We start from the raw sequence: 26,092 nt of genomic DNA on the forward strand, positions 1-26,092 counted from the left end.
CAAGGGTCGCTCGTTAAACCTTGATGCACGCGGGATCGGCCGATCCCGCGTCATGCATTACATCGGGTGGGACGCAACGAAGTTCTTGTAGGCCGTGTAAGCCGGCTTTTGCGTCTTGCCGTCGCCGCGCAGCAGGCCGAAGTTGCCTTCGCTGTCGTCATACAGTTCGAATTGCTGGATCGACTGGATGTTGTACTTCGACGCCACGCTCTGGAACTGGGCCATCATCGTGTTGCCGGCCATGTAGTTCGCGATCTGCTGATCCGAGCCGTAGTTCGGACGGACGCCGAATTCGTTGATCCAGATGGGACGGCCCATCGACTTGAGCACGGCCAGCATGTCGTAGCAGCCCGAGCCGCCGCATGCGTGCGTCATGTCGCCCTGATCCGAGTACCAGTGCCACGCGGTGATGTCCCAGTTGACCGTCGGGTGGCCATGCGTGCCGTCGGGTTGCGAACCGTCGAGGAGCATCTGGAAGAACGAGTAGTGCAACCAGGTGCCGTTGATGATGATCTTCGCCGAGCCGTTCACCGACTTCACACCGGCGATCAGGCCGCGATACACGCCGCGTGCGACGACGAACGGCTGGTTGTTGTAGTGCTTCCAGTTGGTGCCGTCGACATTGCCGTTCAGCGCCTGCGCTTCGAGCTCGTTGGCGACTTCGTAGTATTGCCAGTTGTAGGTCTGCGCGACCTGGCGGCCGAGCGTGTAGCCCGCGTTGTAGGCGTCCTGCTCGTTGTTGTAGTTGGCGCCGAGCATCAGCACCGGATAGACGGTCACGCCGCCGGCGGCCATCGTCTGCGTCATCTTCGCGACCACAGCGGCCGACGCCACGTTGTACACGTCATTGCGATAGATCTTCGCGCCGAGGTCCTTCAGCTGCGCCAGCTGGGTGGCCACCGGCGTGCCGTCGTAGGCGCCGCCGTTGGTGTTGCGGCCATTCACGCCGTAGAAGATGGAGGTGCTGGTCGCGGCTTTCGCGGTCGAGTCCGGCAGGTCGCCGGCCTTGGCGGTGGCGGCTGCGTCGAGGGCGGAGTCACCGCCGCCGCAAGCGGCGAGCAGGACGCTGGTGAGAACGGCGGTGGCGACGGCCGTGATCTTGCGTGCGGAGAAAACGTTGAAGCGGCGAACGGAGGTTTGGTTACGATTCGTCATTGCGATCAGCATGGCTAATGGGTGAGCGCAACGATCGTGAATTCATACACGCTTGATGGACCTGTCAGTGCGCGATCAAAACTGCGTTGAATCGCTTCAATCCATTCTCATCGTGGAGATGACATTGATTAGTCATCCGGAAGATGAGCGCACCAGTCCTGTCTGCCGCGCTCATCGCGCTGGCGGACGGTTGGGACGACACGGATTTTTTACCGACAAGTTCCAGTGCGTGACACGACTAGCGCTCTGGATGGCAGATTCGAGCAAATGAAAGGGTCATTCGCCCGGTTAAGCCTCGTGAAATAACATCAGATCATTTTCAAGGCTACGTCGACGGAGCTGGTACAACGTTTGCGCGCTACCGGTAAAAAAATCCGATTTCTCGGAGGTCTTGTCCCGATTCAGCAAGCATTGCCGAAAACCTGATCAACGGAACGAACTTTATCTTCTTATGAGATGAATGTAAACGCTTGTCTCAGTAAAAAAATCTTTTGTCGTACTTGAGATGCAGCAAGAATTGCAGCAATGCCGCAAGATATTCACCGTAGAAACCCTGAGCGCGAACGCGCGTGCGGTATCGAAGGAGTATTGAATAAAATTTACCGGGTCAGAATTGCGCCAAGCCAGTTGTTGTCAGCGTCATTGGCTTTCGCATAACAGGTATTCGAGCGTCCCTGAGACGCCGGTACTAAGCTCGGAACTCGTCGTTTCGGAAATCGCGAATCGACATGGCAGCGCCATCGAAACTGGCGTGCTCAGCCTGATACCCCTCCCGCTCGAAAGCTTCTGCATTGCCGTTTTTATTTCGGCCATGCGTCGGGTTGCGTTCGTCCGTTCGGGTGACATCAACGCTGAAACCGCTTGCCTCGTGGCGCAGACAATAACGAAGAGTGGCAGGAGACAAGCATGGTCGATAACAACGATATCCGGCGCGTCGCATGGTCGAGTGCGATCGGCGCGACGCTCGAGTGGTACGACTTCTTCATCTTCGGATCGGCGGCGGCGCTGATCTTCAACAAGCTGTTCTTTCCGGCCTTCGATCCCGTCGCGGGCACCATCGCTTCGCTTGCGACGTTTGCGGTCGGCTTCATTGCGCGGCCGCTGGGCGGCATTGTGTTCGGTCACTTCGGCGACCGCATCGGCCGCAAAGCGATGCTCGTCATGAGCCTCACGATGATGGGCGGCGTGACCTTCCTCATCGGTTTGTTGCCGACGTATGCGCAAGTCGGCGTCGCGGCGCCGATCCTGCTGACGGTGATGCGTTTCCTGCAAGGCTTCGCTGTGGGCGGCGAATGGGGCGGCGCCACGCTGATGGTGATCGAGCATGCGCCGGCGAAGAAACGCGGCGCATTCGGCAGCTGGCCTCAGTGCGGCATTCCCGCTGCCTTGTTGTTGTCGACCGGCGTCATGGCCCTGACCACGGCGATGTTCTCGAACGAGCAATTCGCCGCGTGGGGATGGCGCATTCCGTTCCTCGTGAGCGGCGTGCTGGTGGTATTCGGCATCGTGCTTCGGCGCAGCGTGTCCGAATCACCCAGCTTCAGGAAGCTGCAGAAGGCCAATGCGAAGGATCGTCTGCCCATCGCAACCGTGCTCCGGACCGAGAAGCGCAAGACGCTTTCCTTGCTGGCCGCGCAAGCGGCGGAGAACACGAGCTTCTATGCCATCGCGGTCTACTCGCTCGTGTATCTGACGCAGGACCTGCACGTGCCGCGGCCGCTCGCCTTGCGTGCCCTGATGATCGGCGCATTGCTGCAAACCGTCACGCAGCCGATCTTCGGCGCGCTCTCGGATCGCATCGGCCGCAAGCGGGTGTATATGGGCGGCATGATCTTCATCGGCCTGTTCATCTTTCCTTTCTATGCCATGCTCCACACCGCGAGCTATCCGATGATCGTCGCGGCCATTTCGATTGCGCTGATCGGTCAGGGCAGCACGCAAGCCACGCAACCCAGCCTGATGGGCGAGCAGTTCCATGCGGCTATCCGCTACAGCGGCGTGTCGGTGGCGTATCAGTTCGCCACCGTCGTGTGGAGCGGTCCCACGCCGATTCTCGCCGCGCTGATGGTGGGCTGGGCAGGCAGTTACTGGCCTCTGGCGGCGTACATCGCGCTGGCCTCGGTCATCTCGGTGATCGGCATCACGCAACTGCGCGAGGCCGCCGGCCAGGAACTGGGCGCGGCGGAACCCGCGGCCGTCCAGGACGATACGGCTCGGCGCGAAACCGCCGCCGCGTAACCACACCCTTCATCAGGAGACAACCCACATGATTCGATTCAGGATCGGCAAGATTACGGCGACGCTCGTCGAAGAGATGGTGGATCACTCGTTCAACTTCCTGAAGTTCTTTCCGCTGGCGACCGAAGAGGCGCTGGCCGAGAATCTCTCATGGATGACGCCGGGCCACTATGACGCGGCCTCGGGGCGCCTGTTGCTCAGCATGCATTCGTGGCTGCTCGATACCGGCAAGCACAAGATTCTCATCGACGGTTGCGTCGGCAATGGCAAGGACCGGCCCGGCCGGCCCGACTGGTGCGGACTCGACACGCCGTTTCTCGATCGCCTCGCCGCCGCCGGCGCGACGCCCGAGGAGATCGACTATGTGCTCTGCACGCATCTGCATGCCGATCACATCGGCTGGAACACGCGGCTCGTCGGCGGACGCTGGGTGCCGACGTTCGCGAACGCGAAGTATGTGTTCTCGCGGCGCGAGCACGCGTTCTGGGAAGCGAAGTGCGCAGCCGACGCGGGCAAGGGCGGCCCGCATCTGATCGCGTATCAGGACAGCGTGCTGCCCGTGATCGAAGCGGGTCAGGCGATGATCGTCGATGACTACGCGGAGCTTGCCGATTGCCTCACGCTCGAACCCGCGCCGGGGCATACGCCGGGGCATGTGGCGATCTGGGTCAAGTCCGACGATGCGCGCGCCGTGTTGACAGGCGACATCATCCATCATCCGGTGCAGGTCCGGTATCCGCAGTGGAGTTGCTTTGGATGTATCGATCCGGTGCAGTCGGCGCAGACGCGCGAGCGGGTCCTGCAGGCCAGCTGCGAGCATCGCGCGTTGCTATTGCCCGGGCATTTCATGGCGCCGCATGCGGGCTATATCGACGAGGCGCGCAACGGCCTCGCGCTGCGCTGGGCCGATCCGCAGGCTTAGTCAGTGCTAATGCGCGGCGATAAACTCGACGACATCGGCCAGCACCGGAGAGGGCTTGCCCGGCTTGGCCGAGAATGACTCGACGATCGTCACGTGTCCGAGCCCCGGGTACTTCTTCAACTCCACCCTGTCGTGATGCGCGCGCAGGACCTCGGCAAAGCGGTCGCTGTTGCGCGGATCGACGTCCTTGTCATCGGTGCCGGCGGCCAGGAACACAGGCGGCTCGTTGCCGTCGACGAAAGCCAGCGGAAGCGCCTGCGAACGCAGCGCGGCAGGGAAGATTTCGTCCATGTGCGGGTCCGTCGTCGGAATGACGGCGTACGGTCCCGCCAGCCCGATCATGCCGGCAAGCGTCCGGTTAGACAGGCCGTGCGCCGCCAGATAGCGCGGATCGGTCGCGAGCATCGACGCCATGTGCGCACCGGACGAATGTCCCATCACGAACAGGCGCTGCGGATCGCCGCCGAATTCATGCGCGTGATCGTATGCCCAGCGCACGGCAGTGGCAGGGTCGTCGAGGAAGCTTGGGAACACCGTGTCCGGATACAGGCGATAGTCCGCCGCGATGGTCACGATGCCCTGTGCGGCAAGCGCCTGCGCCACGCCATGCGAGTCCGAGCGATGGCCGCTCTGCCACGCGCCGCCATAGAAGTACACGACGATTGGCTGCTTTGAACCGGCATCGGCGGCCGGGGCGTATAAATCGAGCCGCTGGCGGCGCGCGTTGCCATAAGGGATGCCGCCCCCTTCGTCATGTTCGCGCGCACGCGGCGCGATGACGCCGACCGCACAGGCGGCCAATGCCACGGAGATGAATCGTCGTCTGGTGATGACACGCATGGTGCTGTCGACCCGCAATGGTTCCGAACCAGCCGTGATTAAACGATGTCTCGCGCAACGCTGTACGTGCGCAAGACATCGCTCACACCATTTGTCCGGATCGGCAAGAGGATCGAAGCGCTCGATACGCGTGCTGTGTTCGGTACCACACCGAACGGTGGGCGTCGTGGCAGAAACGACAAGTCCCGGTGGACGGCTTTGTGCCGTGCGCCGGGACTCTGCTCACATCAAGCCGAAGCTTAGTGCGAAGCTTGCACTGCCGCCTTCATGGTCGCGTAGATCGCCTTCTTCTGGCCGCTGTTGGTGAGGATGCCGTAGTCGCCGGTGGGATCGTCATAAAGCTCGTACCACTGGAAGCCCACGACGCCATACGTGTTACGCGCCGCGTACAGTTCCGGAATCGTCTTCGTGATGTAGGCCTGCGCCTGCTGCGTCGTGAAGTCGAAGTTCACGCCGATTTCCGTGAACATGATCGGCAGGTTATAGGCGTCGTGAAGGATCTTCAGCACGTTGTAGTTGGTGCCGTCCTTGCCCCAGGTGTTCTGCGGATCGAGACCGTCCGAATACCAGTGCAACTGGATGATGTCGGTCTTCACCTTCGGGTGTCCGGTCGAACCATCCGGCTGCACGCCCGTCAACATGCCCTTGTACCAGCCGAGATAAAGGAAGCCCGCCGATGCCGTCGAGATGACCTTCGTCTGGCCCGCCGTATCCACCGAACGCCAGCCGTCGTAATAACCACGCAGCGCGCCGCGCCAGATCGGCCAGGTGCTGTTGTCGTAGTCGGAGACATTGACGCCGTCGTTGGCAATACGCTTGTTGTGAACGTCGAGATCGTATTCGTTGCCGAACTCCACCACCGGCACGCCCTTGAGCTTGGTCGCAGCGTAGGCCGCCATGTTATAGGCGTAGGTGTAGGCGCTCGATTCGGTCGGCGTCTTGCCGTTCAAGGTCGGATCGTCCCAGGGGTAGGCATCGATCAGCGGCATCACCGTGACACTCGAACCCAGACCGGGGATCACTTTTTCCGCAAGCGTGTCGATCTGATCGTAGCCGTGCACGTCCTGACGAATGCCGGTGAGACCGAGGTCGACCATCGTGGCTGCCTGGGTGCTCAGCGGAGTCTGCGAATAGACGCCGCCGTAGGCGTAATGCTCGTTGACGCCGAAGAAGGGCATGCCCGGCGCGCCAGACGTGGACGTGCCCGTGGACGCCGCGCTCGTGGACGATGCACCCGACGGCGCTGATGCGCCCGTCGAAGTCGATGCCGGCGAAGAGGCTGCTGTCGAGCCGGATGCTGCGCCTGTCGTGCTACCGGAGGTCGAGCCTGAGGTCGAACCGGTCGAGGTCGAGGAGCCGCTGGAAGTGGCCGGACGCGGGTCGGCCGAAACGACCCAGGTGTTGTTCTGCCAGACCCACCACAGCTTGTTCACGTTCTGCTGATAGATCTTGCCTGCGTACCAGAGCAGCGAGATCACGTCCTTCGAGAAGCCGGCTTTCACATTCGCGCGATAGATGACACCGCTTTTCACGGTCCACACGGCGCCGCTGGAGTCGTTGAGCGATGTGGCGGGCGGAATGGTCGTGCCGCTCACGGAAGCGGGATGCCGGTTGATATCGATGACCGTGGCGGGATCAGCGCTGTTGGCAACGCTCGACGGGCCGCCGTTGTCACTCCCGCCACCGCAGGCTGACAACATGAGGGCACCTAAACAGTACGCATATGCGCTCGTACGGAGATTTTTCATTTCTTTTAGATCCGGAAATCGTTGATTGGAATCGCCGGAAAAAAACGTCCCCACCGCTTTCGAATGGCCATTCGAAGCAGTCGGAAAAGTGGCGATCGGGCTAGGGCGCTCGCGAGAGAAAAGCGATGCGAGGCGCGCTTTCGTCGGTTTGTTGGCGACTTGAAGAAATGTTACACAGCTGAATCAAGATGCGTATGACGTGAGAAGTAACTTCTTGTAACGAACATGGACGATGCGAAATAATTGCATGTCATTCCATAATACAAATGTAATTGGATGCCGTACAGGGGCTTGCAATATGGCTTTTGACTCGTCCCCGATATCTTTTATATTTGTTCTACAAAACAGGATGAACCAGTGCGGTAATTCTGGCAAATCACGGTTTTGTATCGTTCAGGAAACATGTTTGTGAAAGTTTGACGACAGCTAGCGCTTCTTTAGCCGGGTTATCGCGCAAACCCAATAAGCTGCCATCTGTCGATTTGCGCTTCGCTGAATCGTCGTCGTTGTATCTCCAACCCGTCCTGCGAAAAGGAATCTCCCATGGCCACCGGAACTGTCCACCTGCACCGCGTCTTGCGTACGCCGCCTGAGCGCGTCTATCGCGCGTTCCTCGAACCCGATGCCATCGCGAAATGGCTTCCGCCCTATGGCTTCACCTGCCGCGTTCATCACCTGGATGCGCGCGTCGGCGGGACGCACAAGATGTCGTTTCATCAATTCGGCACGAGCAACGGGCATTCATTCGGCGGCGAGTATCTTGAGTTGGTTCCGAGCGAAAAGCTCTGCTACACCGACCGTTTCGACGATCCCAACCTGCCCGGCGAAATGCGCGTCACGGTGTCCTTGCGTGCGGTGTCCTGCGGGACCGAATTGAGTGTCGTGCAAGAGGGCATTCCGGAAGTCATTCCGGCGGAGATGTGCTATCTCGGCTGGCAGGAATCGCTGCTGCAATTGGCGAGACTGGTCGAGCCGCAGATTCCGGAGTGATGAGCGCATCGGACAGGTGAAGAGAAAGAAGTGCGCGGCATTGAGCCCGAAGTGCGTCAGCACGGCCGCGCGCAAGCCGCCGTATCGATACCTCACGCCATTACCGGGAAGAAGGCGATCCAGTGAAGAAAGAGTTGCATGTCGCGCGCGGCAGTTTTTAATTCGAGGGCGTAGCGGGTTACGATGCGTGAAGAGAGCAAGATCGATTCTGACGGACGTGGGCTTGCCCGCCTGTCGCACGACGAGAAACAGCTGCCATGCAAACGAACCGGATCGTCCTGACGCTGTACGTGGATGAAGAAGCCGCGGCCGCCTCGATCACGGCTGATCTCCTGCACCGACTCGAGCGTTCGGTCGATCATGTCGTGGTCGAGGGAAGCGTTGAATCACGCGAGCCGTCGCGCACGGCGACCTTACTCGTCGCCGTGCTCGGCCCGCGGGACGTCACGGAGTTTGCTCATCAAGTGCACGACTGGCTTGCCCGAAACGGGTCGGCCGCCATCGAGCTCGGCATGAATCCGATGACGCCATGCCGTGGGTTATCTGCCGGGCAATTGCGCTTGCTTCTCGCGAGCGCCATCGAGGACGAGCCCGCGCCGCGCTAGTGGATCCGGCGTTCATCTCCAGTAGCCGACGGCGTAGCGCGGCCCCCACCAGCCGGGATGTCCCCAGTACCCGACCGCGACAGGCGGCGCATACACGGGCGGCGGCGCATACACGGGCGGCGGTGCGTAATAGGCGGGCGGCGGCGCGTAATAGGCGGGAGCCGGGGCGAAGGGCGCCACGGGCACGACAGGCGGAGCCATCAAGACGGGCGCGACTGGCATCATCGGCATGCCGACACTCATCCCGACGAAGACATGCGCCTGAGCCGCGCTGATGCATCCAAGGCTCAGCACCGTGGCGGCGACAACATAACCGATCTTCTTCATGATGGTTCTCCTCAGAACGCGGTGCGGCTTGAGTGCGCATCGGTTGAGGGTCATTCTCGGCGTCATGAATGAGCCGGGAATGAGGGCAATGCGGGACCGTCATGCAGCCTGTGCGACATCGTGCAGCGGCGCCGAACGCATGTTTCGTTTCCGCTCACCGCATTAAACCAGTCGAGGCCCATTCTGCTTTCCTACTATGACCATGCAGGCCTGAAGTGCTTGAGGAAGCGTGTTCAACACAACAACCTCTGTTGCAAGGAAAGCCATGAAGCCATCCGATGTTCCGATGACCCTGACGTGTGCCCTCGCTGTTCAATCGGTGTTTGCGGACGGCGAGCCAGTCGCGCCGATGAAGATGCGCTGCGAGCCATTCTCCCAGCTCGATGAAGCCTGTCGCCGCGCGCTCGTCTAATGGGTCGGAGGCGTGGACAAGCTCGGCGTGAAGGCTACGGACAGCGTCGTGGCCGATGCCTGTGCGCTCACGACTCGAGCGGCACCGCACTGACGCACTTGAGCTCGTCGAGACAGACGCTGGACTTGACGCCGCTGACGCCGGGAATGCGCATCAACGTATCGAGCAGGAATTCCGACAGCCCCTTGAGATCGCGCGCGATCACCTTCAGCATGTAGTCCACGTCGCCGGCCACGGCGAAGCATTCCTGGATCTCGGCCAAACGGCTGACCACGCCTTTGAACTTGGCCAGGTCGCGCACGTGGCCGCGCTCCATCGTCACCTGAATGAATGCCACCACGCCGAAACCAAGCACTTGCGCATCCAGACGCGTTTCATAGCCCTTGATGACGCCCAGTTCCTCCAGGCGTCGATGCCGCCTGAGTGTCTGCGCGGGTGAGAGACTGATGGCTTCGGCCAGTTCGAGATTGGAAATGCGTCCGCGCAACTGAAGCATGGCGAGCAGGCGCAGGTCGATGCGATCGATTTCGCTGGTCTGCAATTTTATTTCTCCTGTGGAGCAAACGATGAAACCCGCAAGCACAAAGGCCGGACTCAACGCGGCGAATGCGACATCATAGCGTGTCCCTGCCCGACACCGAGCGCATACGGCTCGATGCGCTGCTGGATGGAATCGTCCGGCGCTATCGGCTGACGGAGATCGGCGCGACGTCGTGGCCGCGCGACGCGGCGCACCCCGCGACGACGCTCGCCCTTGTCATCGAACAGGCACGCGCGGCTAGCGCATGCGGCGAGGCGCCCGACGCCGCTTGCCGTCTCCGTTTCCTGCATACGCTCGCGCACCTGATTCACGATGCCATGCATCCCGATTCCGGCGACGCCGCATTCCAGGCCATGGTGCTGCGCCATCGAACGGCATGGGTGGGCGAATACGCTTCGCTCTTGGCGCATGCCGCTGAGGATCGCCGGCGCATCCGCACGGACGTGGCGGCGATCGCGCATCCGGCGAAGCTGGACCGTGCGCCGGCGAGTGTCCGGCGAGGCTTGCTGGCACATTTGCACGCGGTGGCTTCCGGCGCGCTTCCGGCCGACGTGCGCGATGCCGTGCAGGCGTTGCTGGCGCTTCCCGACGTCGCCGCCGATGCTTCCTTGCGCGAGGCGCTGGCGCGTCTCCAGCACAGTGCGTCGCTCGAACGGCTCGACCGTCTCGACGCGCTGGAGCAGGATGAGCGGGTGCGCCGCTACCGCGCGTTGTCGGACCGCCAGGGACCGTCGCCGGGCAGTGCCCAGGCGATCGAGCGCGGCGCGCAATCGCGAGCGCGCGGGGCGAGCGTGGAGGCCTTGGCGGCGGAGGCCCTGGGCGCGCTGGCACGGCGGCTCGACCATCTGGACGCAGGGCGGGCGGAGTATCGCATCGTGACCTCCCTGCGCGTGCCGGCCACGATTCCCGGCAGTGCGGCGCGCGCCAAGAGCGAGTGGGATGCCGTGCTGTTGCGGCGCGCGTGTCCGGGCGCGGCGGCTGCGGCCTGGGACGTGTGCCTGCTGGTGGAGGCAAAATCCTCCGTCGATGCCGTCGCCACCGACTTCCCGCGGCTGCTGCGCGGCGTGAGACTGCTCGCGTGCGCTGAAGCGGACGTCGAGTACGCCTTTGGTACGCGGGAGGGCGAAGTGCGCCTGCGCGGCACCTCGCTGGCCGCGTTGCGGACCGACGAAACCGCATTGCGGCGTTCAATCCTGTATTGTTGCGATGCGCCCGCGGAGTCCGCCATGCGCCTGCTGAATGCGGCGGCCCGCATGCAACTCCTGACCGCTCCCGCCAGTCTGAACTTTGCCGCGCGGCTGGATCAAGGCTTCCTGGCGGAACCCGTCGAACTGGAACCTGTATGGAAGGAGTTGCTGTCCTCGCCCCGCTGGGCTACCGTGCTGAATCAGTACCCGATGCTGCGTCAGGTCCGGGAGTTGATGGTTCATCCGCATGATCTGCTCGCCGTAGCGGGCGATGCGGCCGACAGCCGCTGATTGCGGCGCGCCGGGCGGCGATAATGTCCGTGTTGCCGATGAACCGGCCACCCGATACGCACCAACCAAAGGCATGTGGACTGCTGGGCTCTATGTGCGTCACGTGGGCGCCAGCCAGGCCATTCCTGTTTAATTACCGATCGAGCTTGCCATGTCAGAAGCTGTTACAAATCCGCAAAATGATTTCCTGAACGCGTTGCGCAAAGAGCGCAAGCGCGTTGCTATTTTTCTTGTCAATGGGATCAAGCTGACGGGCCACATCCAGTCGTTCGATCCTTACATGGTCTATCTCAGCTCGACAGCCGGCGCGCAGTCCATCTACAAGCACGCCATTTCCACGATTAGCGAAGATCACGACCGTCCGCATCGCACGGATCGCCCGGATCGTACGGATCGCCCCGAGCGCCGTCCGCACGGGCCGGCCCGCTGAGCGGCGCGGCTGCTTCTTTCCTTTTCTTCCCTTCCCGTTGCGCTGACAGCGTCGCGAGCCCCGATCGCCGGGGCTCGCCCGAACGCGCGTTCCAGTGCTCGATCTCGCGCCGGATCCGGCGCGATACAATTTCCTTTCTCGAAGCGGGCCGCCGATGAAATTCTGATCGCTGAATCAGGGTTTGTCTGCGTCCGTTAGGAAATCATATTGTGCGGCAGGAAATCTACACTGATTCCCCTGAAATGGGCGGCGCGTGCTTCGCTGGCGCCGCGTCAGGTTCAACCGCATAACGAGGGAGAGGGCACTTGGCATTGCAAGAAGACGGCACGCTCAAACGCGGCCTGAAGAATCGTCATATTCAGTTGATCGCGCTCGGCGGGGCGATCGGCACCGGATTGTTTCTCGGTATCGCGCAAACCATTCAAACGGCCGGGCCTTCGGTGCTGCTCGGCTACGCCATCGCCGGCGTCGTGGCGTTTTTCATCATGCGCCAGCTGGGCGAAATGGTGGTCGAGGAACCCGTCGCGGGCTCGTTCAGCCATTTCGCCGACAAGTACTGCGGCCAGTATGCGGGATTCCTGTCAGGCTGGAATTACTGGGTGCTCTACATTCTCGTGTCGATGGCCGAGCTTTCGGCCGTCGGCATCTACGTCCAGTACTGGTGGCCGGGCATGCCCACGTGGATCTCGGCGCTCGTCTGCTTCTGCGTGATCAACGCCATCAACCTCACGAGCGTGAAGTCGTACGGTGAACTGGAGTTCTGGTTCGCGATCGTGAAGGTGGTCGCGATTGTCGGCATGATCGGCTTCGGCGGCTATCTGCTGTTGTCCGGCAGCGCGGGACCGGAGGCCGGCGTGTCGAACCTGTGGCGCCACGGCGGCTTTTTCCCGAACGGCGTCTCGGGGCTCGTGATGGCCATGGCCGTCATCATGTTCTCGTTCGGCGGACTGGAGCTGGTGGGCATCACGGCGGCGGAAGCGGACGATCCGTCCCGCACCATTCCGCGCGCGACCAACCAGGTCATCTACCGCATTCTCATTTTCTACGTGGGCGCGCTCGCCGTGCTGCTGTCGCTGTATCCGTGGCAGAAAGTGGTGACCGGCGGCAGCCCGTTCGTGCTGATCTTCCACGCAATGAACAGCAATCTCGTCGCGCACGTGCTCAACGCAGTCGTGCTGACGGCGGCGCTGTCGGTCTACAACAGCGGCGTGTACTGCAACAGCCGCATGCTCTACGGCCTCGCGCAGCAGGGCAATGCGCCGCGCGCGCTGCTGCGGGTCAACGCGCGTGGCATTCCGCTTGCCGCGCTGGGCGTTTCGGCGCTCGCGACGGCCGTCTGCGTGCTGATCAACTACCTGATGCCGGGCAAGGCATTCCAGCTGCTGATGGGCCTCGTGGTGTCCGCGCTGATCATCAACTGGGCGATGATCAGCCTGATTCATCTGCGGTTCCGTCGCGCGAAGGCGCTCGCCGGCGAAACGACCACGTTCCGCAGCTTCGGCTATCCGCTGACCAATTATCTGTGTCTCGCGTTCCTCGCCGGCATTCTCGTGGTGATGTGCATGATTCCCGACCTGCGTATGTCGGTTTATCTGATTCCGGTGTGGCTCGCGGCGCTCGGCGTGGGGTATCTCGTGCGCAACCGGCGGGCGCGGGCGGGGTTGGCGGTGTCGCGGTGAAGATTCATTCGCGCAGTCCCATGGCGCGCAACAGCGCGTCGATCTGCCCGAACGCGTCTTGCTGCCACTGGTCGGGCGTGCGATCGCCCAGCGCTTGCGTATCTTCGACGAAGTGCCTCACGCAGGTGGGGCCGTGCGCATTGAAGGAAGCGAATTTGTCGGCGATGTGACCGAAGCCCCGCGCGCCGCTCGCATGCTCCAGCGGCGGCCGGCACTCGGCCGCCAGCGTCCGATGCCGCCGGGGTAGTTGCGCACGCGATAGTAGATGTCGTACGCATCCTTCTGCTTGTAGCGGCCCGCGAGCGCGTGGCCTTTCATGGCCAGCAACGCCGGGATCGAACATACGGCGATCTCCGCGCGGTTCGTGCCGCCGTTCGGCATCGGTCCCGCCACGGCCACCCGTTGATAGAAGCGCAGGGCGAGGTCGGCGCCGTCCGCGCGTTGCACGGCGAAGTCGCTGATCAGCGGCGGCACGTTCTTGACGATCTCGGCGTCGCGCGGCATCAAAAAATCGACGATGACGTTGATCGCTTCGCCGCCGTCGCGCACCGCAACCTGCCGCACCAGATGGAAGCGCCGCAGTCCGGCGCGCTGGGTGTAGCCGTGGCCTTGCAGCGTGCCGACAAGCGTGGCGTACTCGCCGTCGCCGAGCGCTTGCGCATCGAGCCCGACGTCCACATCGAGCGTGCCGACGTGCGGCAGTCCTCGTTGGCCAGCAGCAGCCAAGGCACCGCGCCGCCGATGATGGCGAACTTGCCCTTGAAGCTGCCGAGGATCTGACCCATTTCGACCAGCACGGACTTGACGGCGGCGGTGGTGCGGTCGTCTTAGTCGGCGGCCGATTGCGGTTCGTGCGGAGGTGTCATCGGGACCATGGCAGCTTTTCCTGGCGCAGGTGGTCGGCGGCTTCCACGCCGCGTTCGCCGGCGATGCTGAGGTCGAGCCAGGTCTGGACCGGACTGGTGCAGACTGCGCCCAGGGCGGGCTCGATGGTGTCGGCCAGCAGCGCCGGGTCCTTCGGCACGAGGATGCTCACGTTCTCGCCCGCTGCAGCCGGCGCCAGCTTGAGCGCGGTTTGCAGCGTGCGCAGGCCGGTTTCATCGGCGTAGAAATAGTGGGTGCCGGTGCGGCCGTAGGGCGCCAGCCACTGCGCCGCCGAAAACGACGCGAAGGCCGCATGCCCGGAAGCGTCCGGGGCGCGGAGCGCGTCGCGGGCCGCGTCTTCGAGCGCGCTGCCGTGCAGTGGCGTGTAGAAGCGCAGCTGTTCGCCTGCCGGCGCGGTATAGCTGTCGCGCCATGCGTCCAGCAGCGCGGCCGGCGCACAGAGCACGAGTCCGTCATCCGAGGTCCGCGCCCATTCGCGATCCAGCAAACCGTTGCGGACGTTGCTGACATGCCCGAGGCTGACGCCCGACATGTCAGCCAATTCGCTGACGCGCCACGCACGGCCGGGCTCGCGCAACATGGCCCGCAACACTTGCGCGGATTTCGGCCTGAACAGCGACTTGAGTTCGCGTTGTTCCGCCTGCGGTTTGTCCGCCACGATGCGTTCGATGAACACGCCGTCAAACGCTATCCGGGTGTTGCCCTGCAGGTCGAGATAGCTCGCGTGTTCCTCGCTGCACAGCTGCCTGACTGCGGGCGAGATATAGGGGGCGATGAAGACCGGTGTGGCGCCGGGCGGATGGCGCGCAACATGACGGCGCAACTCCAGCAGCGCGCCGCGGGCATAGCGCGGTTGCCCGCTCGGCTTGAGGACGCAAATGAGCAAGTGCGTCTGGTCCTTCACCGTGATCCGGACGACCAGGTTCGGTTTCCAGTCGTCCAGCGCGGAAACGTCGTTGATGCTTTCAATCCTGAGAGCCGGGACATGCGCGAGCATCTCCCGCAAGGCCTCTTCGGCTCGCAGCAGACTGGGATCGAATTCCTGGGTTGGAAAGGGTACTTTCATCAAAATGCCCGGTTTCAGCATTCGTGGAAAGCATCATATTCACTGAAATCCATCCGGTTTTCACCGTTTCAGGCGGTTTCAACATTTGCTGAAACCCGCCAATTTACTGAAATTGCTGAACAGGCGTCCCTTTTCAATCGCGGTGCACGGGCCAGTCCCATGGCGGCCCGCTCGCACTCAATGAATCGACGAAGGATGTTTCGCGAGCGCGGTCACCTTGACCGTCATATACGGAAACAGCGGCAGCGCCGAAAGAAGGGTGTGCAGTTCGTCGTGCGAGTCGACGTCGAAGACACTGTAGTTCGCATACTCGCCGACCACGCGGTGCAGTTGCTGCCACTTTCCCGAGCGCTGCAGTTCCTGCGAGTATTCCTTCTCGCGCGCCTTGATTGAATCGGCCGTAGCCACGGGCATGTCGTGTGGAAGATGCACGTCCATTCGTACCAGATAAAGCATGTCGTTCCTCCGGAGGGTTGGAGACATCCCCGCCGTTCCAGCCGTGCGCGGATGCCGTCGTGATGGAGCCGTACTCAGGCGCGCTTGTCGCGGCGATAGAACGCGAGCTTGTCCTCGTCGATCTGCAAGCCGAGACCCGGCCCTTCCGGCAGATGGAGATCGAAGTCGCGGTAGTGCGGGCGCAAGGTCACGATGTCATCCTTCAGCAGCAGCGGTCCAAAGAGTTCGGTGCCCCACGCAAGCTGCGGCAGCGCGCTGAAGCCGTGCGCCGAGGCAATCGAGCCGATGCTGCCTTCGAGCATCGTGCCGCCGTACAGCGAGACGCCGGCCGCGTCCGCGATGGCGGCGGTGCGCAGCATGCCGTAGATGCCGCCCGACTTCGCAATCTTCAGCGCGAACACGTCGGCGCAGGCGTTGCGCACGAGTTCGAGTGCGTCTTCCGGCCCGGTCACGGCTTCGTCGGCCATGATGGGCACGATGAAGCGCGCCGCGAGCCGCGCCAGCGTGTCGCGCTGTTCGCGCGGCGTCGGCTGTTCGATCAGGTCGATGCCCGCCGCCTGCAGCGCCTCGATGCCGAGCGTCGCGTCCGTTTCGTTCCAGGCCTGGTTCACATCCACCGTGACCTTCGCGCGATCGCCGAGCGCCGCCTTGATCTTCGACACGTGCGCCACGTCGTCACGCACGCCGCGCCGGCCGATCTTCAGCTTGAAGGTGTGATGGCGGCGCTCGGCGAGCAGCATCTCGGCTTCCTCGATGTCGCGCCCGGTGTCGCCGCTCGCGAGCGTCCAGAGCACCGGCAGCGTCTTGCGCACCGCGCCGCCGAGCAGCTCGTTCACCGGCACGCCGAGGCGCTTGCCCTGCGCATCGAGCAAGGCGGTTTCCAGCGCGCACTTGGCGAAGCGGTTGCCGCGCGCGACCTTGTTCAGCCGGAGCATCGCCGCGTTGATGTTGGTCGCATCCTGACCGACGAGCGCAGGCGCCAGATAAGTATCGATGGTCAGCTTGATGCCTTCGGGACTCTCGTCGCCATAGGACAGGCCACCGATCGTCGTGGCCTCGCCGAGGCCTTCGATGCCGTCGCTCGAACGCAGGCGCACGATGACGAGGGTTTGCTGCTGCATCGTCGCCATGGCGAGCTGATGCGCGCGGATGGTCGGGAGATCGACCAGGATCGCTGAGACGGACGTGATGTGGGCGTTCATACCTGAAATGTCGGGAAGGAAGGGTTGCTGAAGTATTGCGCGCCCGATATTCGCCTGTCCAAGACCATCGACGTCTAGTCTCATACCCTCGAGGTATGAGCGTGTCACGTGCCCCGGTCAGTGCGCGGGGTATAGGCGACGTGCTCCTCCTCGTACAGCCGGTAGATGAGTTCGAGCATCTCGCGGATGTCGCGCGACTCGTCGAGCGCGCGCATGCTCATGATGATGGGCGAGACGAGCGTCGGATCGTCGAGTGCCTGGTAGCTGACGTCGTCGCGCTTGAGGCCATAGACGCTGCTCGGCACCACGGAAATGCCTTCGCCCGCCGCGACCAGGCCCAGCGCGATCTGCAACTCGCGCACTTCGTAGGTCTTGCGCGGCGCGAGCCCGCGATCCTGGAACGCGGCCAGCACCTGATCCGCGTAACTGGGACGCGGAGCCTTCGGAAAGATGATGAGCGTTTCGTTGATGAGATCGCGCAGCGCGAGCACCGGCTTGACCAGCGACAGCGGATGACCCTCGGGCAGCGCGACGATCATCTTTTCCTCGCGCAGGATCACCCGGCGAATGTTGGCGTCTTCATGCCGGATCCGCCCGAACCCGACGTCGATGCGCCCGTCCTTCAGCGCGCGGATCTGGTCCATCGTCGACATCTCGTGAAGACTCAGTTCGACGGTGGCGTTCTCGTCGCGGAAGCGGCGGATGATCTTCGGCAGCATGCCGTACAGCGTCGAACCCACGAAACCGACCGAAAGACTGCGTTCGATGTTGCCCACGCGCCGCGTCATCGATTCCAGCTCGGAGGTCTGCGCCAGCAACTGCACTGCGTGGGAATAGAAGAACTTGCCCGTCTCGGTCAGCTTGAGCGGACGCGACGCGCGTTCGAACAACTGCACGCCGAGCGTTTCTTCGAGTTGCTGAATCTGCCGGCTCAACGGCGGCTGGGCGATATGCAGCCGCTGCGCCGCGCGCGTGAAGTTGCGCTCTTCGGCCACGGCGACGAAATAACGAAGATGCCGCAATTCCATTTCGATACCTCCAGGATATAGCCCAATACTAAATCAGTGTTGGACCGGGCGTTCTGGCGTCGACTATTCTGCTTTCACGCTCTGTTTCAGCACCCGATCATACCTTCCGAGCATATCTGTCTCGGCGCTGGAGCAGGGGTTAACCCCCACGAAAAAACAGCGAGACACAGGAGTAGACATGAACGTCAACGTGTTCGATACGAAGGAAGTGCAGGACCTGTTGAAGGCCGCGTCCAATCTCGGCGGTCAGGACGGCAATGCCCGCGCGAAGCTGATTACGCACCGCTTGCTGGGCGACCTGTTCAAGGCCATCGACGACCTCGACATGACGCCCGATGAAATCTGGGCCGGCGTCACTTACTTCAACAAGCTGGGTCAGGACGGCGAGGCGGCCTTGCTCGCCGCCGGCCTCGGCCTGGAGAAGTTCCTCGACATCCGCATGGATGCGGCGGACCGCGAAGCCGATATCCACGGCGGCACGCCGCGCACGATCGAAGGCCCGCTGTACGTGGCCGGGGCGCCGCTGCGTGACGGTGTGTCGAAGATCGATCTCGACGCCGATGCCGACGCCGGCCCGCTCGTGATTCGCGGCAAGGTGACGGGTCCGGACGGCAAGCCGGTGGCGAACGCGGTGGTGGAATGCTGGCACGCGAACTCGCACGGCTTCTATTCGCACTTCGACCCGACCGGCGCGCAGAGCGACTTCAACCTGCGCGGCGCGGTCCGGACCGGCGCCGACGGCGTCTACGAATTCCGCACGCTGATGCCGGTGGGCTACGGCTGCCCGCCGCATGGCGCGACGCAGCAACTGCTCAACGCGCTCGCGCGTCATGGCAACCGTCCGGCGCACGTGCATTTCTTCGTCTACAGCGACAAGCATCGCAAGCTGACGACGCAGATCAACATCGAAGGCGATCCGCTGATCTGGGACGACTTCGCCTATGCGACGCGCGAAGAACTGGTGCCGCATGTCGTCGAGAAGAGCGGCGGCGCCGCGCTCGGACTCAAGGACGATGCGTACCGCGAGATCGACTTCGACATCCAGCTGACCGCGCTCGTGCAGGGCAAGGACAACCAGCTGGTGGAGCGTCCGCGAGTGATCGTCGCAGCTTAAGCGCCTCGCCATGCCACGGCGGCGCGCGAACTGCGCGACCGCCTTCAAACCCCCGAATCAATCTTCACCGATGCACGGGCTTCGCTTGCCGAAGCCCGCATAGGGAGAGCACTCATGTCCGCCATCAACGACCGCGCCCGGCAACTGGACGACCTGCTGCAAACCGCCGTTCAGGACGACAAGGAAAGCGGTGTGTACCGCTGCCGCCGCGACATCTTCACGAACGCCGACCTGTTCGATCTCGAGATGAAGCACATCTTCGAGAGCAACTGGGTTTATCTGGCGCACGAAAGCCAGGTTCCCGCCAACAACGATTACTACACGACGTGGATCGGCCGGCAGCCGATGGTCGTGACGCGCGACAAGACCGGCGAGCTGCATGCGGTCATCAACGCCTGTGCCCACAAGGGCGCGATGCTCTGCCGCCGCAAGCACGGCAACAAGGGCAGCTTCACGTGCCCGTTCCACGGCTGGACCTTCTCGAATACCGGCAAGCTGCTGAAGGTGAAGGACGAGAAGACCACCGAGTATCCGGTGCAGTTCAACAAGCAGGGCTCGCATGATTTGCGTCGCGTGCCGCGCTTCGAGAACTATCGCGGCTTCCTGTTCGGCAGCCTGAATCCGGATTCGATGCCGCTCGAAGACTATCTCGGCGAAACCCGCGTGATCATCGACCAGATTGTCGACCAGGCGCCGGACGGGCTCGAAGTGCTGCGCGGCAACTCGTCCTACATCTACGACGGCAACTGGAAGATGCAGATGGAAAACGGCTGCGACGGCTATCACGTCAGCACCGTGCACTGGAACTATGCCGCGACGATGGGCCGCCGCAAAGTCGAAGGCACGAAGGCCGTGGATGCCAACAGCTGGAGCAAGTCGGTAGCGGGCGTGTACGGCTTCGAGCACGGCCACATCCTGCTGTGGACCCAGACGATGAACCCGGAAGTGCGGCCGGTGTATCAGCATCGCGAGGAGCTCAAGGCGCGGGTCGGCGAAGTGAAGGCGGACTTCATCGTCAACCAGACCCGCAACCTGTGCCTGTATCCGAACGTGTTCCTGATGGACCAGTTCAGCACGCAGATCCGGGTGGTGCGTCCGCTCGGCGTCGACAAGACCGAGGTCAGCATCTTCTGTTTCGCGCCGAAGGGCGAGAGCGCGGAGCAGCGTGCACTGCGCATCCGTCAGTACGAGGACTTCTTCAACGTCACCGGCATGGGCACGAGCGACGACCTCGAGGAATTCCGCGCGTGCCAGGCCGGTTACGCGGGCACGACGGCGCTGTGGAACGACCTGTCGCGCGGCGCGCCGCTGTGGGTCGAGGGCGCGGACGACAACGCAAAGCACATGGGCCTCAAGCCGCTCATCTCGGGCGAGCGCAGCGAAGACGAAGGGCTGTTCGTCTGCCAGCACGAGTACTGGGTCGAGGTGATGCGCGACGCGCTGAAGAAAGAGCAAGCGGAGGTGCCGGCATGAACTTCGATTACCCGACCATCTGTGCCGCGCTGTATCGCGAGGCACGCTTTCTCGATGACCGCCAGTGGGACGAATGGCTCGGCTGCTACGCGGAAGACGTGAACTACTGGATGCCCGCGTGGGATGACGACGACCAGCTCACCCACGATCACGAAAGCCAGATCTCGCTGATGTACTACCCCGACCGGGGCGGACTGGAAGACCGCGTGTTCCGCATCAAGACGGAACGCAGCGGCGCCTCGCTGCCCGAGCCGCGCACGAGCCATAACGTGACCAACGTGGAAGTGCTGGCGGCGCGCGGCAATGAAGTGGACGTCCGCTATAACTTCGACACGCTGAATCACCGTTACAAGATCACCGACCATTTCTTCGGCACGATCTTCGTCACGTTCCGCAAGGTCGACGACATTCTCTTGATCGCGAGAAAGAAGATCGTGCTCAAGAACGACACCATTCGCCAGGTGCTCGACGTGTATCACGTCTGAGTGCCGCGATGAGAGACAGCACGCAGGAGGCAACATGACCAGCTTCAACATTGCACTGAATTTCGAGGACGGCGTGACCCGCTTTGTCGAATGCAAGGCGGGCGAGAAAGTGCTCGACGCCGCATTCCGCGCCCGCATCAACCTGCCGATGGATTGTTCCGACGGCGTCTGCGGCACCTGCAAATGCCGCGCCGAAAGCGGCCGCTACGATCTCGGCGACGAGTACATCGACGACGCGCTCACCGAAGACGAAAAGGACAGCGGTCTCGTGCTCACCTGCCAGATGATTCCGGAGAGCGATTGCGTGATTGCGGTGCCGGCATCGTCGACGGCCTGCAAGACCGGGCAGAGCACGTTCGCGGCGACGGTCACCAAGATCGAGCCGCACAACGACGCCGCCGTGGTGCTCGAACTGGACGTGGACGCCGCAGCGCCCGTGTTTCTCGCGGGCCAGTACGTGAACATCGACGTGCCCGGCAGCGGGCAGCATCGTTCGTATTCGTTCTCGTCGGCGCCGGGTGAAACGAAGATCAGCTTTCTCATCAAGAAGATTCCGGGCGGCGTGATGAGCACCTGGCTCGAATCGGCGCAGCCCGGCCACAAGGTCGAACTCACCGGGCCGCTCGGCAGCTTCTATTTGCGCGCGGTGGAGCGGCCGCTGTTGTTCCTCGCGGGCGGCACCGGGTTGGCGCCGTTCCTGTCGATGCTCGAAGTATTGGCGCGTGCGGACTCGCAGCAGAAGGTGCATCTGATCTATGGCGTGACGCGCGATCTGGATCTGGTGCAGGTTGAAGCGATCGAAGCCTTCACCGCGAAGCTGCCGAACTTCACGTTCAGCACCGTGGTAGCCGACGCGGCTTCGGCGCATCCGCGCAAGGGCTGGGTCACGCAGCACATGCCGGCCGAGTCGCTCAACGACGGCGACGTGGACGTGTACCTGTGCGGTCCGCCGCCGATGGTCGATGCCGTGCGCAAGCACTTCGACGACAACGGCGTGAAGCCGAACAGCTTCCACTACGAGAAGTTCACGCCCAACGCCGCGCCGGTGACCGCATGAGCGCGCCACGTTTCGAAGGCAAGGTGATGGTCGTGACCGGTGCGGCGCAGGGTATCGGGCGCGGGGTGGCGTTGCGCGCGGCGGCGGAGGGCGCGAGGGTGCTGTTCGTCGATCGCGCGGATTTCGTCGCCGAGGTAGCGGCCGAGGCGCAGGGCGCGCAGACCGCGGGCTTCGTCGCGGATCTCGAAACCTACGAAGGCGCTGCCGCTGCGATGGCGTTCGCGGTGCGCGCATTCGGCCGTATCGATATTCTGATTAACGGGGTGGGCGGCGCGATCCGCATGCGTCCGTTCGGTGACTTCGAACCGGCGCAGATCGACGCGGAGATCCGCCGTTCGCTGATGCCGACGCTTTATGCCTGCCACTCGGTCCTGCCGCATCTGCTCGACAACGGCGGCGGCGTCATCGTCAACGTGTCGTCGAACGCCACGCGCGGTATTCGCCGCGTACCGTATTCGGCGGCGAAGGGCGGCGTCAATGCGATGACCCAGGCGCTCGCGATGGAGTATGGCGAACGCAACATCCGCGTAGTCGCCGCCGCGCCGGGCGGAACCGAGGCGCCGCCGCGTCGCGTGCCGCGCAATGCCGCCGGCGATAGCGAGCAGGAAAAGACCTGGATGAACGAAGCGGTGCAACAGGTCAGGGAATCGACATTCTTCAAGCGATACGGCACGCTGGACGAACAGATCGCGCCGATCCTGTTCCTCGCGTCCGATGAAGCCAGCTATATCACAGGGGCCGTGCTGCCGGTGGCGGGCGGCGACAACGGCTGAACATGTGGGACGGCGAGGTTGCAGCCGCTTAAGCAAAAGCACTGCAAGTACACTAAAAAAATGGCTTAAGCGCGCAGTCGCTTCGCTTGGAATTTCATCGCGTTGAGCGAGCTTCCTTTAGCGCAGGATATCGCCGGCTCGATGCCCGGCCTCGACGCCGTCTATCAAGATCACCGCACCCCGCGCGTTGTTCGTCCTCAGCGGCAGAATCACCTGATAAGCGTCCGATCCGTACCACGCGCGAGCCTTGGCCGGCGACGGAAACTCAATGATGATCAGATCGCCCTGCCACTCGCCTTCGCGCACATCGGGCGGCGCGCCATGCACGATGAAGCGGCCTTCGAATGGTGCAAGCGTTGCATCGATTTCTTCGAGATACCGAACGATATCTGCGTTGAGGTCGACATCGTGCAGCAGCGCAACGGCATAGGCGGACATAACGGCGGCTCCATTAAGCGTGTATGTCCATCTTCGCGGTAAGACTGAGGCGATGTCGATTACCTGACAGGTAAAAAGCACGCGCTTGCGATATTGCATTCGTCATACCTAGCACAACTTTTTTAAATCACTTGGATAAACAGTAGCGTAGTCCCGATCATCTTTATTATTCTTAAGCCTTCGCAGGCAATAATCGCGAAAGCATCGAGCTTGACTTCTCAAGAACCGGAGGTTCGCAGATGAAAGGGCACTCGACGTTTGGCGTGATGGCATTCGCTTTCGCACTATTGCTTGCCGGGTGTAGCGGCGGCAGTTCAAGTTCCGATTCGGGATCGTCCACGGGCAGTGCATCCAGCCCGTCGGGTGCGTCCACGCCATCCGGCGCCAGTTCGCCCTCGGGCGCGAGTACGCCCTCCGGCGCCAGTTCACCTTCCGGCGCGAGTTCACCTTCCGGCGCGAGTTCACCCTCCGGAGCGAGTTCGCCTTCCGGCGCCAGTAATCCCACGACAAGTCAGCCGTCGGCAGCAACGCCCGCCGACGTCACCACCTATCACAACGACATCCGCCGCACCGCCCAGCAACTGAGCGAAATCCGGCTGGCGCCGGCCAACGTCAACGCCAACACCTTCGGCAAGCTCGGCTTCTATACGGTGGATGGCGCGGTTGACGCGCAACCGCTCTTCCTCGGCAGCGTGCCGATCGCGGGCGGCACGCACAACGTGCTCTACGTCGCCACCGAGGCCGGCAGCGTGTACGCGTTCGATGCCGACACCGGCACCGTGCTGTGGCGCGTGACCACCTTGCCTACCGGCGAAGTGCCCAGCGACGACCACGGCTGCAACCAGACCACGCCGACCATCGGCATCACGTCGACACCGGTCATCGACCGCACGCGCGGACCGAACGGCACGATCTACGTGGTCGCGATGTCGAAGGACACGGGCGGCGCTTATCATCAGCGGCTGCATGCGCTCGACATCGCCACGGGCGCCGAACTCCTCAACGGCCCCACGGAAATCACCGCTTCCTATCCGGGCACGGGTTCGGGAAGCGTCAATGGCGTCGTGCCGTTCACGCCGGGCCAATACATCGAGCGCGCTTCGCTGTTGTTGCTCAATGGCGTGGTCTACACGGCGTGGAGCTCGCATTGCGATGCACTGCCCTACACCGGCTGGGTCATCAGCTATAACGCGGACACGCTCAAGCAGGCCGGCGTCCTGAACGTCACGCCGAATGGCGAAATGGGCGGCATCTGGATGAGCGGCGCCGGTCTGGCATCGGATGGCACGTCGGTCTATTTCCTCGACGGCAACGGCACCTTCGACCCCACCACCAACGCGCAGGACATGCCCAACAAGGGCGACTTCGGCAACGGCTTCCTCAAGGTCTCGCCGACGCCGACCCTGCACGTCGCGGATTATTTCGAGCCTTCGGATACGGTGGCGCAGTCGAACGCCGATCTCGATCTCGGTTCGGGCGGCGTGCTGGTCCTGCCCGATCTCACCGACATCAACGGCAATGTGCGGCATCTCGCCGTGGGCGGCGGCAAGACGCGCGCGCTGTTCATCGTCAACCGCGATTCGATGGGCAACTTCGATTCCAACGGCGACCACATCTACCAGGAGCTTTTCTCGACCATCTTCGGCCCGATGTTCAGCGCGCCCGCGTTCTACAACAACACGGTGTACGTGGGTCCGGCCGGGGATCATCTGAAAGCGATCCCGGTGGTCAACGCGGTGTTCGCGACCACGGCGTCGAGCCAGAGCTCGCAGACCTGGAGCTTCCCGGGCCTCGCGCCGGTGATCTCGGCGAACGGCAATACGAACGGCATCGTGTGGGGCGTGGAGAACGGCACGGCCATCGGCATCCTGCACGCCTATGACGCGAGCAACCTCGCCACGGAGCTTTACAACAGCAATCAGTCGGGTACACGCGATCAGTTCGGCAGCAACAAGTTCATCTCGCCGATGATCGCCAACGGCAAGGTCTATGTCGGCGCCAAGACGGGCGTGGCCGTATTCGGCCCGCGTTGATGACGCAGCGATGACCACAGGCGGGGGCTGCATCGATATAAGATCGCAGTTTCCCCACCTGTGGAGCGCTTCATGCAATTGACCCGTCTTCTGGTCCCGACCTTCGTGCAGACGCTGAACAATTTGTCTGCATGGATGGACAAGGCCGCCGGGCCCGACAAGGACAAGAGCGGTGAATGGGCCGCCGGCCTCGACATGCTGATGACGCTGCGTCTCGCCCCCGACATGTTCCCGCTCGCGGCGCAGGTTCGTTTCGCGTGCTTTCAGGCACAGGAGCCGGTGTATCGCTTGCGCGGCGAGGACGTGCCGCAGGCGTTGCGGCAGGTGCGGGAAGAAGGGGTGAAGTCGAACGAAGCGCCGGGCACGTTCGCCGACGCCAAGGCGCGCATCAACGAAGCGGTGTCGTTCCTGTCGCTGCTGACCGCCGATGCGCTCGATGCCGCCGCGAACAGCCCGATCGCGCTGGATCTGCCGAACGGCGTCATCTTCGACATGACCGGCGAGGAGTACGCGCGCGACTGGTCGCTGCCACAGTTTTATTTCCATGCGGTGACCGCTTACTCGATCCTGCGCAGTCACGGCGTCGCGCTCGGCAAACCGGATTACGTCGCGCACATGTTCCCGTATATCCGGCCCGGCACCTTGCCGCAGTCTTGACGCATCAGGCGTTCGACATCACGCGTAAGCCGGAGATTGGGCACAATGCTTGCCTCCGAG

The 26,092-nt window shown here is 62.8% G+C and carries 24 protein-coding genes and 1 pseudogene; 14 read left to right on the top strand and 11 right to left on the bottom strand.

The genetic code is table 11. From position 1 onward, the window contains the following. Positions 1-57 precede the first annotated feature (57 nt). Positions 58-1,155 carry a lipopolysaccharide biosynthesis protein gene (locus QCE63_RS21435; RefSeq protein WP_309835839.1) on the bottom strand — a complete coding sequence of 366 codons (1,098 nt, stop codon included), beginning with the start codon at positions 1,153-1,155 and terminating at the stop codon, positions 58-60. Positions 1,156-2,061: 906 nt separating this feature from the next. Between QCE63_RS21435 and QCE63_RS21440 the strand changes: the two genes are divergently transcribed. Beyond that, positions 2,062-3,393 carry an MFS transporter gene (locus QCE63_RS21440; protein ID WP_309835840.1) on the top strand — a complete coding sequence of 444 codons (1,332 nt, stop codon included), beginning with the start codon at positions 2,062-2,064 and terminating at the stop codon, positions 3,391-3,393. 28 nt (positions 3,394-3,421) lie between these two features. Continuing rightward, the gene (locus tag QCE63_RS21445; RefSeq protein WP_309835841.1) at positions 3,422-4,315 is read left to right on the top strand and encodes an MBL fold metallo-hydrolase; all 894 of its coding nucleotides are present in this window, start codon (positions 3,422-3,424) and stop codon (positions 4,313-4,315) included. 6 nt (positions 4,316-4,321) lie between these two features. Here the strand turns inward: QCE63_RS21445 and QCE63_RS21450 are convergent, their stop codons facing one another. Then, positions 4,322-5,155 (bottom strand): alpha/beta hydrolase, encoded by an 834-nt coding sequence (locus QCE63_RS21450; RefSeq protein WP_309835842.1) that lies wholly within the window; start codon positions 5,153-5,155, stop codon positions 4,322-4,324. Between the two features lie 239 nt (positions 5,156-5,394). After that, entirely contained in the window at positions 5,395-6,855 is a 1,461-nt protein-coding gene (locus QCE63_RS21455; protein ID WP_309835843.1) for a glycosyl hydrolase, read from the bottom strand. Positions 6,856-7,446: 591 nt separating this feature from the next. On the opposite strand from QCE63_RS21455, the gene QCE63_RS21460 reads away from it, so the two are divergent. Both QCE63_RS21460 and QCE63_RS21470 read left to right on the top strand, forming a co-directional pair. Then, the gene (locus QCE63_RS21460) at positions 7,447-7,893 is read left to right on the top strand and encodes an SRPBCC family protein (RefSeq protein WP_309835845.1); all 447 of its coding nucleotides are present in this window, start codon (positions 7,447-7,449) and stop codon (positions 7,891-7,893) included. A 257-nt stretch (positions 7,894-8,150) separates the two neighbouring features. After that, complete coding sequence (locus QCE63_RS21470; protein WP_309835847.1) at positions 8,151-8,498, top strand: hypothetical protein; 348 nt, start codon at positions 8,151-8,153, stop codon at positions 8,496-8,498. A gap of 12 nt (positions 8,499-8,510) precedes the next feature. Here the strand turns inward: QCE63_RS21470 and QCE63_RS21475 are convergent, their stop codons facing one another. Both QCE63_RS21475 and QCE63_RS21480 read right to left on the bottom strand, forming a co-directional pair. Further along, positions 8,511-8,825 carry a hypothetical protein gene (locus tag QCE63_RS21475; protein ID WP_309835849.1) on the bottom strand — a complete coding sequence of 105 codons (315 nt, stop codon included), beginning with the start codon at positions 8,823-8,825 and terminating at the stop codon, positions 8,511-8,513. Between the two features lie 479 nt (positions 8,826-9,304). Then, a complete protein-coding gene (locus tag QCE63_RS21480; protein ID WP_309835850.1) occupies positions 9,305-9,778 on the bottom strand; it encodes an Lrp/AsnC family transcriptional regulator in 474 nt (157 codons plus the stop codon). Between the two features lie 80 nt (positions 9,779-9,858). Between QCE63_RS21480 and QCE63_RS21485 the strand changes: the two genes are divergently transcribed. The 3 genes from QCE63_RS21485 (at position 9,859) to QCE63_RS21495 (ending at position 13,365) form a co-directional block, all read left to right on the top strand. Then, on the top strand, positions 9,859-11,256 hold the full coding sequence (locus QCE63_RS21485) for a 3-deoxy-D-arabino-heptulosonate 7-phosphate synthase (RefSeq protein ID WP_309835851.1): 1,398 nt from the start codon (positions 9,859-9,861) through the stop codon (positions 11,254-11,256). A gap of 151 nt (positions 11,257-11,407) precedes the next feature. After that, positions 11,408-11,686, top strand: a complete 279-nt coding sequence (gene hfq / locus QCE63_RS21490; protein ID WP_309835853.1) for an RNA chaperone Hfq — start codon at positions 11,408-11,410, stop codon at positions 11,684-11,686. A 305-nt stretch (positions 11,687-11,991) separates the two neighbouring features. Continuing rightward, positions 11,992-13,365 carry an amino acid permease gene (locus QCE63_RS21495; protein WP_309835855.1) on the top strand — a complete coding sequence of 458 codons (1,374 nt, stop codon included), beginning with the start codon at positions 11,992-11,994 and terminating at the stop codon, positions 13,363-13,365. 4 nt (positions 13,366-13,369) lie between these two features. On the opposite strand, the pseudogene QCE63_RS21500 reads toward QCE63_RS21495, so the two are convergent. The 5 genes and pseudogenes from QCE63_RS21500 to QCE63_RS21520 all read right to left on the bottom strand — a co-directional run bounded on the left by QCE63_RS21500 (position 13,370) and on the right by QCE63_RS21520 (position 18,002). Further along, positions 13,370-14,240 (bottom strand): annotated as a pseudogene (locus QCE63_RS21500) (hypothetical protein). Beyond that, positions 14,228-15,316, bottom strand: coding sequence for a hypothetical protein (locus QCE63_RS21505; protein WP_309835857.1), 1,089 nt, complete (start codon positions 15,314-15,316; stop codon positions 14,228-14,230). Before QCE63_RS21505 ends, QCE63_RS21500 begins: the two are co-directional and overlap by 13 nt. Positions 15,317-15,493: 177 nt before the next feature. Beyond that, entirely contained in the window at positions 15,494-15,772 is a 279-nt protein-coding gene (catC, locus tag QCE63_RS21510; RefSeq protein WP_309835858.1) for a muconolactone Delta-isomerase, read from the bottom strand. A 74-nt stretch (positions 15,773-15,846) separates the two neighbouring features. Beyond that, positions 15,847-16,974 carry a muconate/chloromuconate family cycloisomerase gene (locus tag QCE63_RS21515; RefSeq protein WP_309835859.1) on the bottom strand — a complete coding sequence of 376 codons (1,128 nt, stop codon included), beginning with the start codon at positions 16,972-16,974 and terminating at the stop codon, positions 15,847-15,849. Between the two features lie 104 nt (positions 16,975-17,078). Continuing rightward, positions 17,079-18,002, bottom strand: a complete 924-nt coding sequence (locus QCE63_RS21520; protein ID WP_309835860.1) for a LysR family transcriptional regulator — start codon at positions 18,000-18,002, stop codon at positions 17,079-17,081. Between the two features lie 178 nt (positions 18,003-18,180). Between QCE63_RS21520 and catA the strand changes: the two genes are divergently transcribed. The 5 genes from catA to benD all read left to right on the top strand — a co-directional run bounded on the left by catA (position 18,181) and on the right by benD (position 22,904). Next, positions 18,181-19,116 carry a catechol 1,2-dioxygenase gene (catA, locus tag QCE63_RS21525; protein WP_309835861.1) on the top strand — a complete coding sequence of 312 codons (936 nt, stop codon included), beginning with the start codon at positions 18,181-18,183 and terminating at the stop codon, positions 19,114-19,116. A 114-nt stretch (positions 19,117-19,230) separates the two neighbouring features. Next, entirely contained in the window at positions 19,231-20,589 is a 1,359-nt protein-coding gene (locus QCE63_RS21530; RefSeq protein WP_309835862.1) for a Rieske 2Fe-2S domain-containing protein, read from the top strand. Beyond that, positions 20,586-21,074: a benzoate 1,2-dioxygenase small subunit gene (gene benB, locus QCE63_RS21535; protein WP_309835863.1), complete on the top strand. Its 489-nt coding sequence runs from the start codon at positions 20,586-20,588 to the stop codon at positions 21,072-21,074. The genes QCE63_RS21530 and benB overlap by 4 nt, the downstream gene beginning before the upstream one ends. A gap of 34 nt (positions 21,075-21,108) precedes the next feature. Then, a complete protein-coding gene (gene benC / locus QCE63_RS21540; protein WP_309835864.1) occupies positions 21,109-22,131 on the top strand; it encodes a benzoate 1,2-dioxygenase electron transfer component BenC in 1,023 nt (340 codons plus the stop codon). Further along, positions 22,128-22,904 (top strand): benzoate diol dehydrogenase BenD, encoded by a 777-nt coding sequence (benD, locus tag QCE63_RS21545; RefSeq protein WP_309835865.1) that lies wholly within the window; start codon positions 22,128-22,130, stop codon positions 22,902-22,904. Before benC ends, benD begins: the two co-directional genes overlap by 4 nt. Positions 22,905-23,021: 117 nt before the next feature. On the opposite strand, the gene QCE63_RS21550 is transcribed toward benD, so the two are convergent. Beyond that, on the bottom strand, positions 23,022-23,342 hold the full coding sequence (locus QCE63_RS21550; protein ID WP_309837292.1) for a DUF1330 domain-containing protein: 321 nt from the start codon (positions 23,340-23,342) through the stop codon (positions 23,022-23,024). Positions 23,343-23,581: 239 nt separating this feature from the next. Between QCE63_RS21550 and QCE63_RS21555 the strand changes: the two genes are divergently transcribed. Then, positions 23,582-25,375, top strand: coding sequence for a PQQ-binding-like beta-propeller repeat protein (locus QCE63_RS21555; protein WP_309835866.1), 1,794 nt, complete (start codon positions 23,582-23,584; stop codon positions 25,373-25,375). A gap of 72 nt (positions 25,376-25,447) precedes the next feature. Continuing rightward, positions 25,448-26,032: a DUF1993 domain-containing protein gene (locus tag QCE63_RS21560; protein ID WP_309835867.1), complete on the top strand. Its 585-nt coding sequence runs from the start codon at positions 25,448-25,450 to the stop codon at positions 26,030-26,032. Positions 26,033-26,092 lie beyond the last annotated feature (60 nt).

The sequence above is a fragment of the Caballeronia sp. LZ065 genome (genome assembly GCF_031450975.1).
Lineage (GTDB): Bacteria > Pseudomonadota > Gammaproteobacteria > Burkholderiales > Burkholderiaceae > Caballeronia.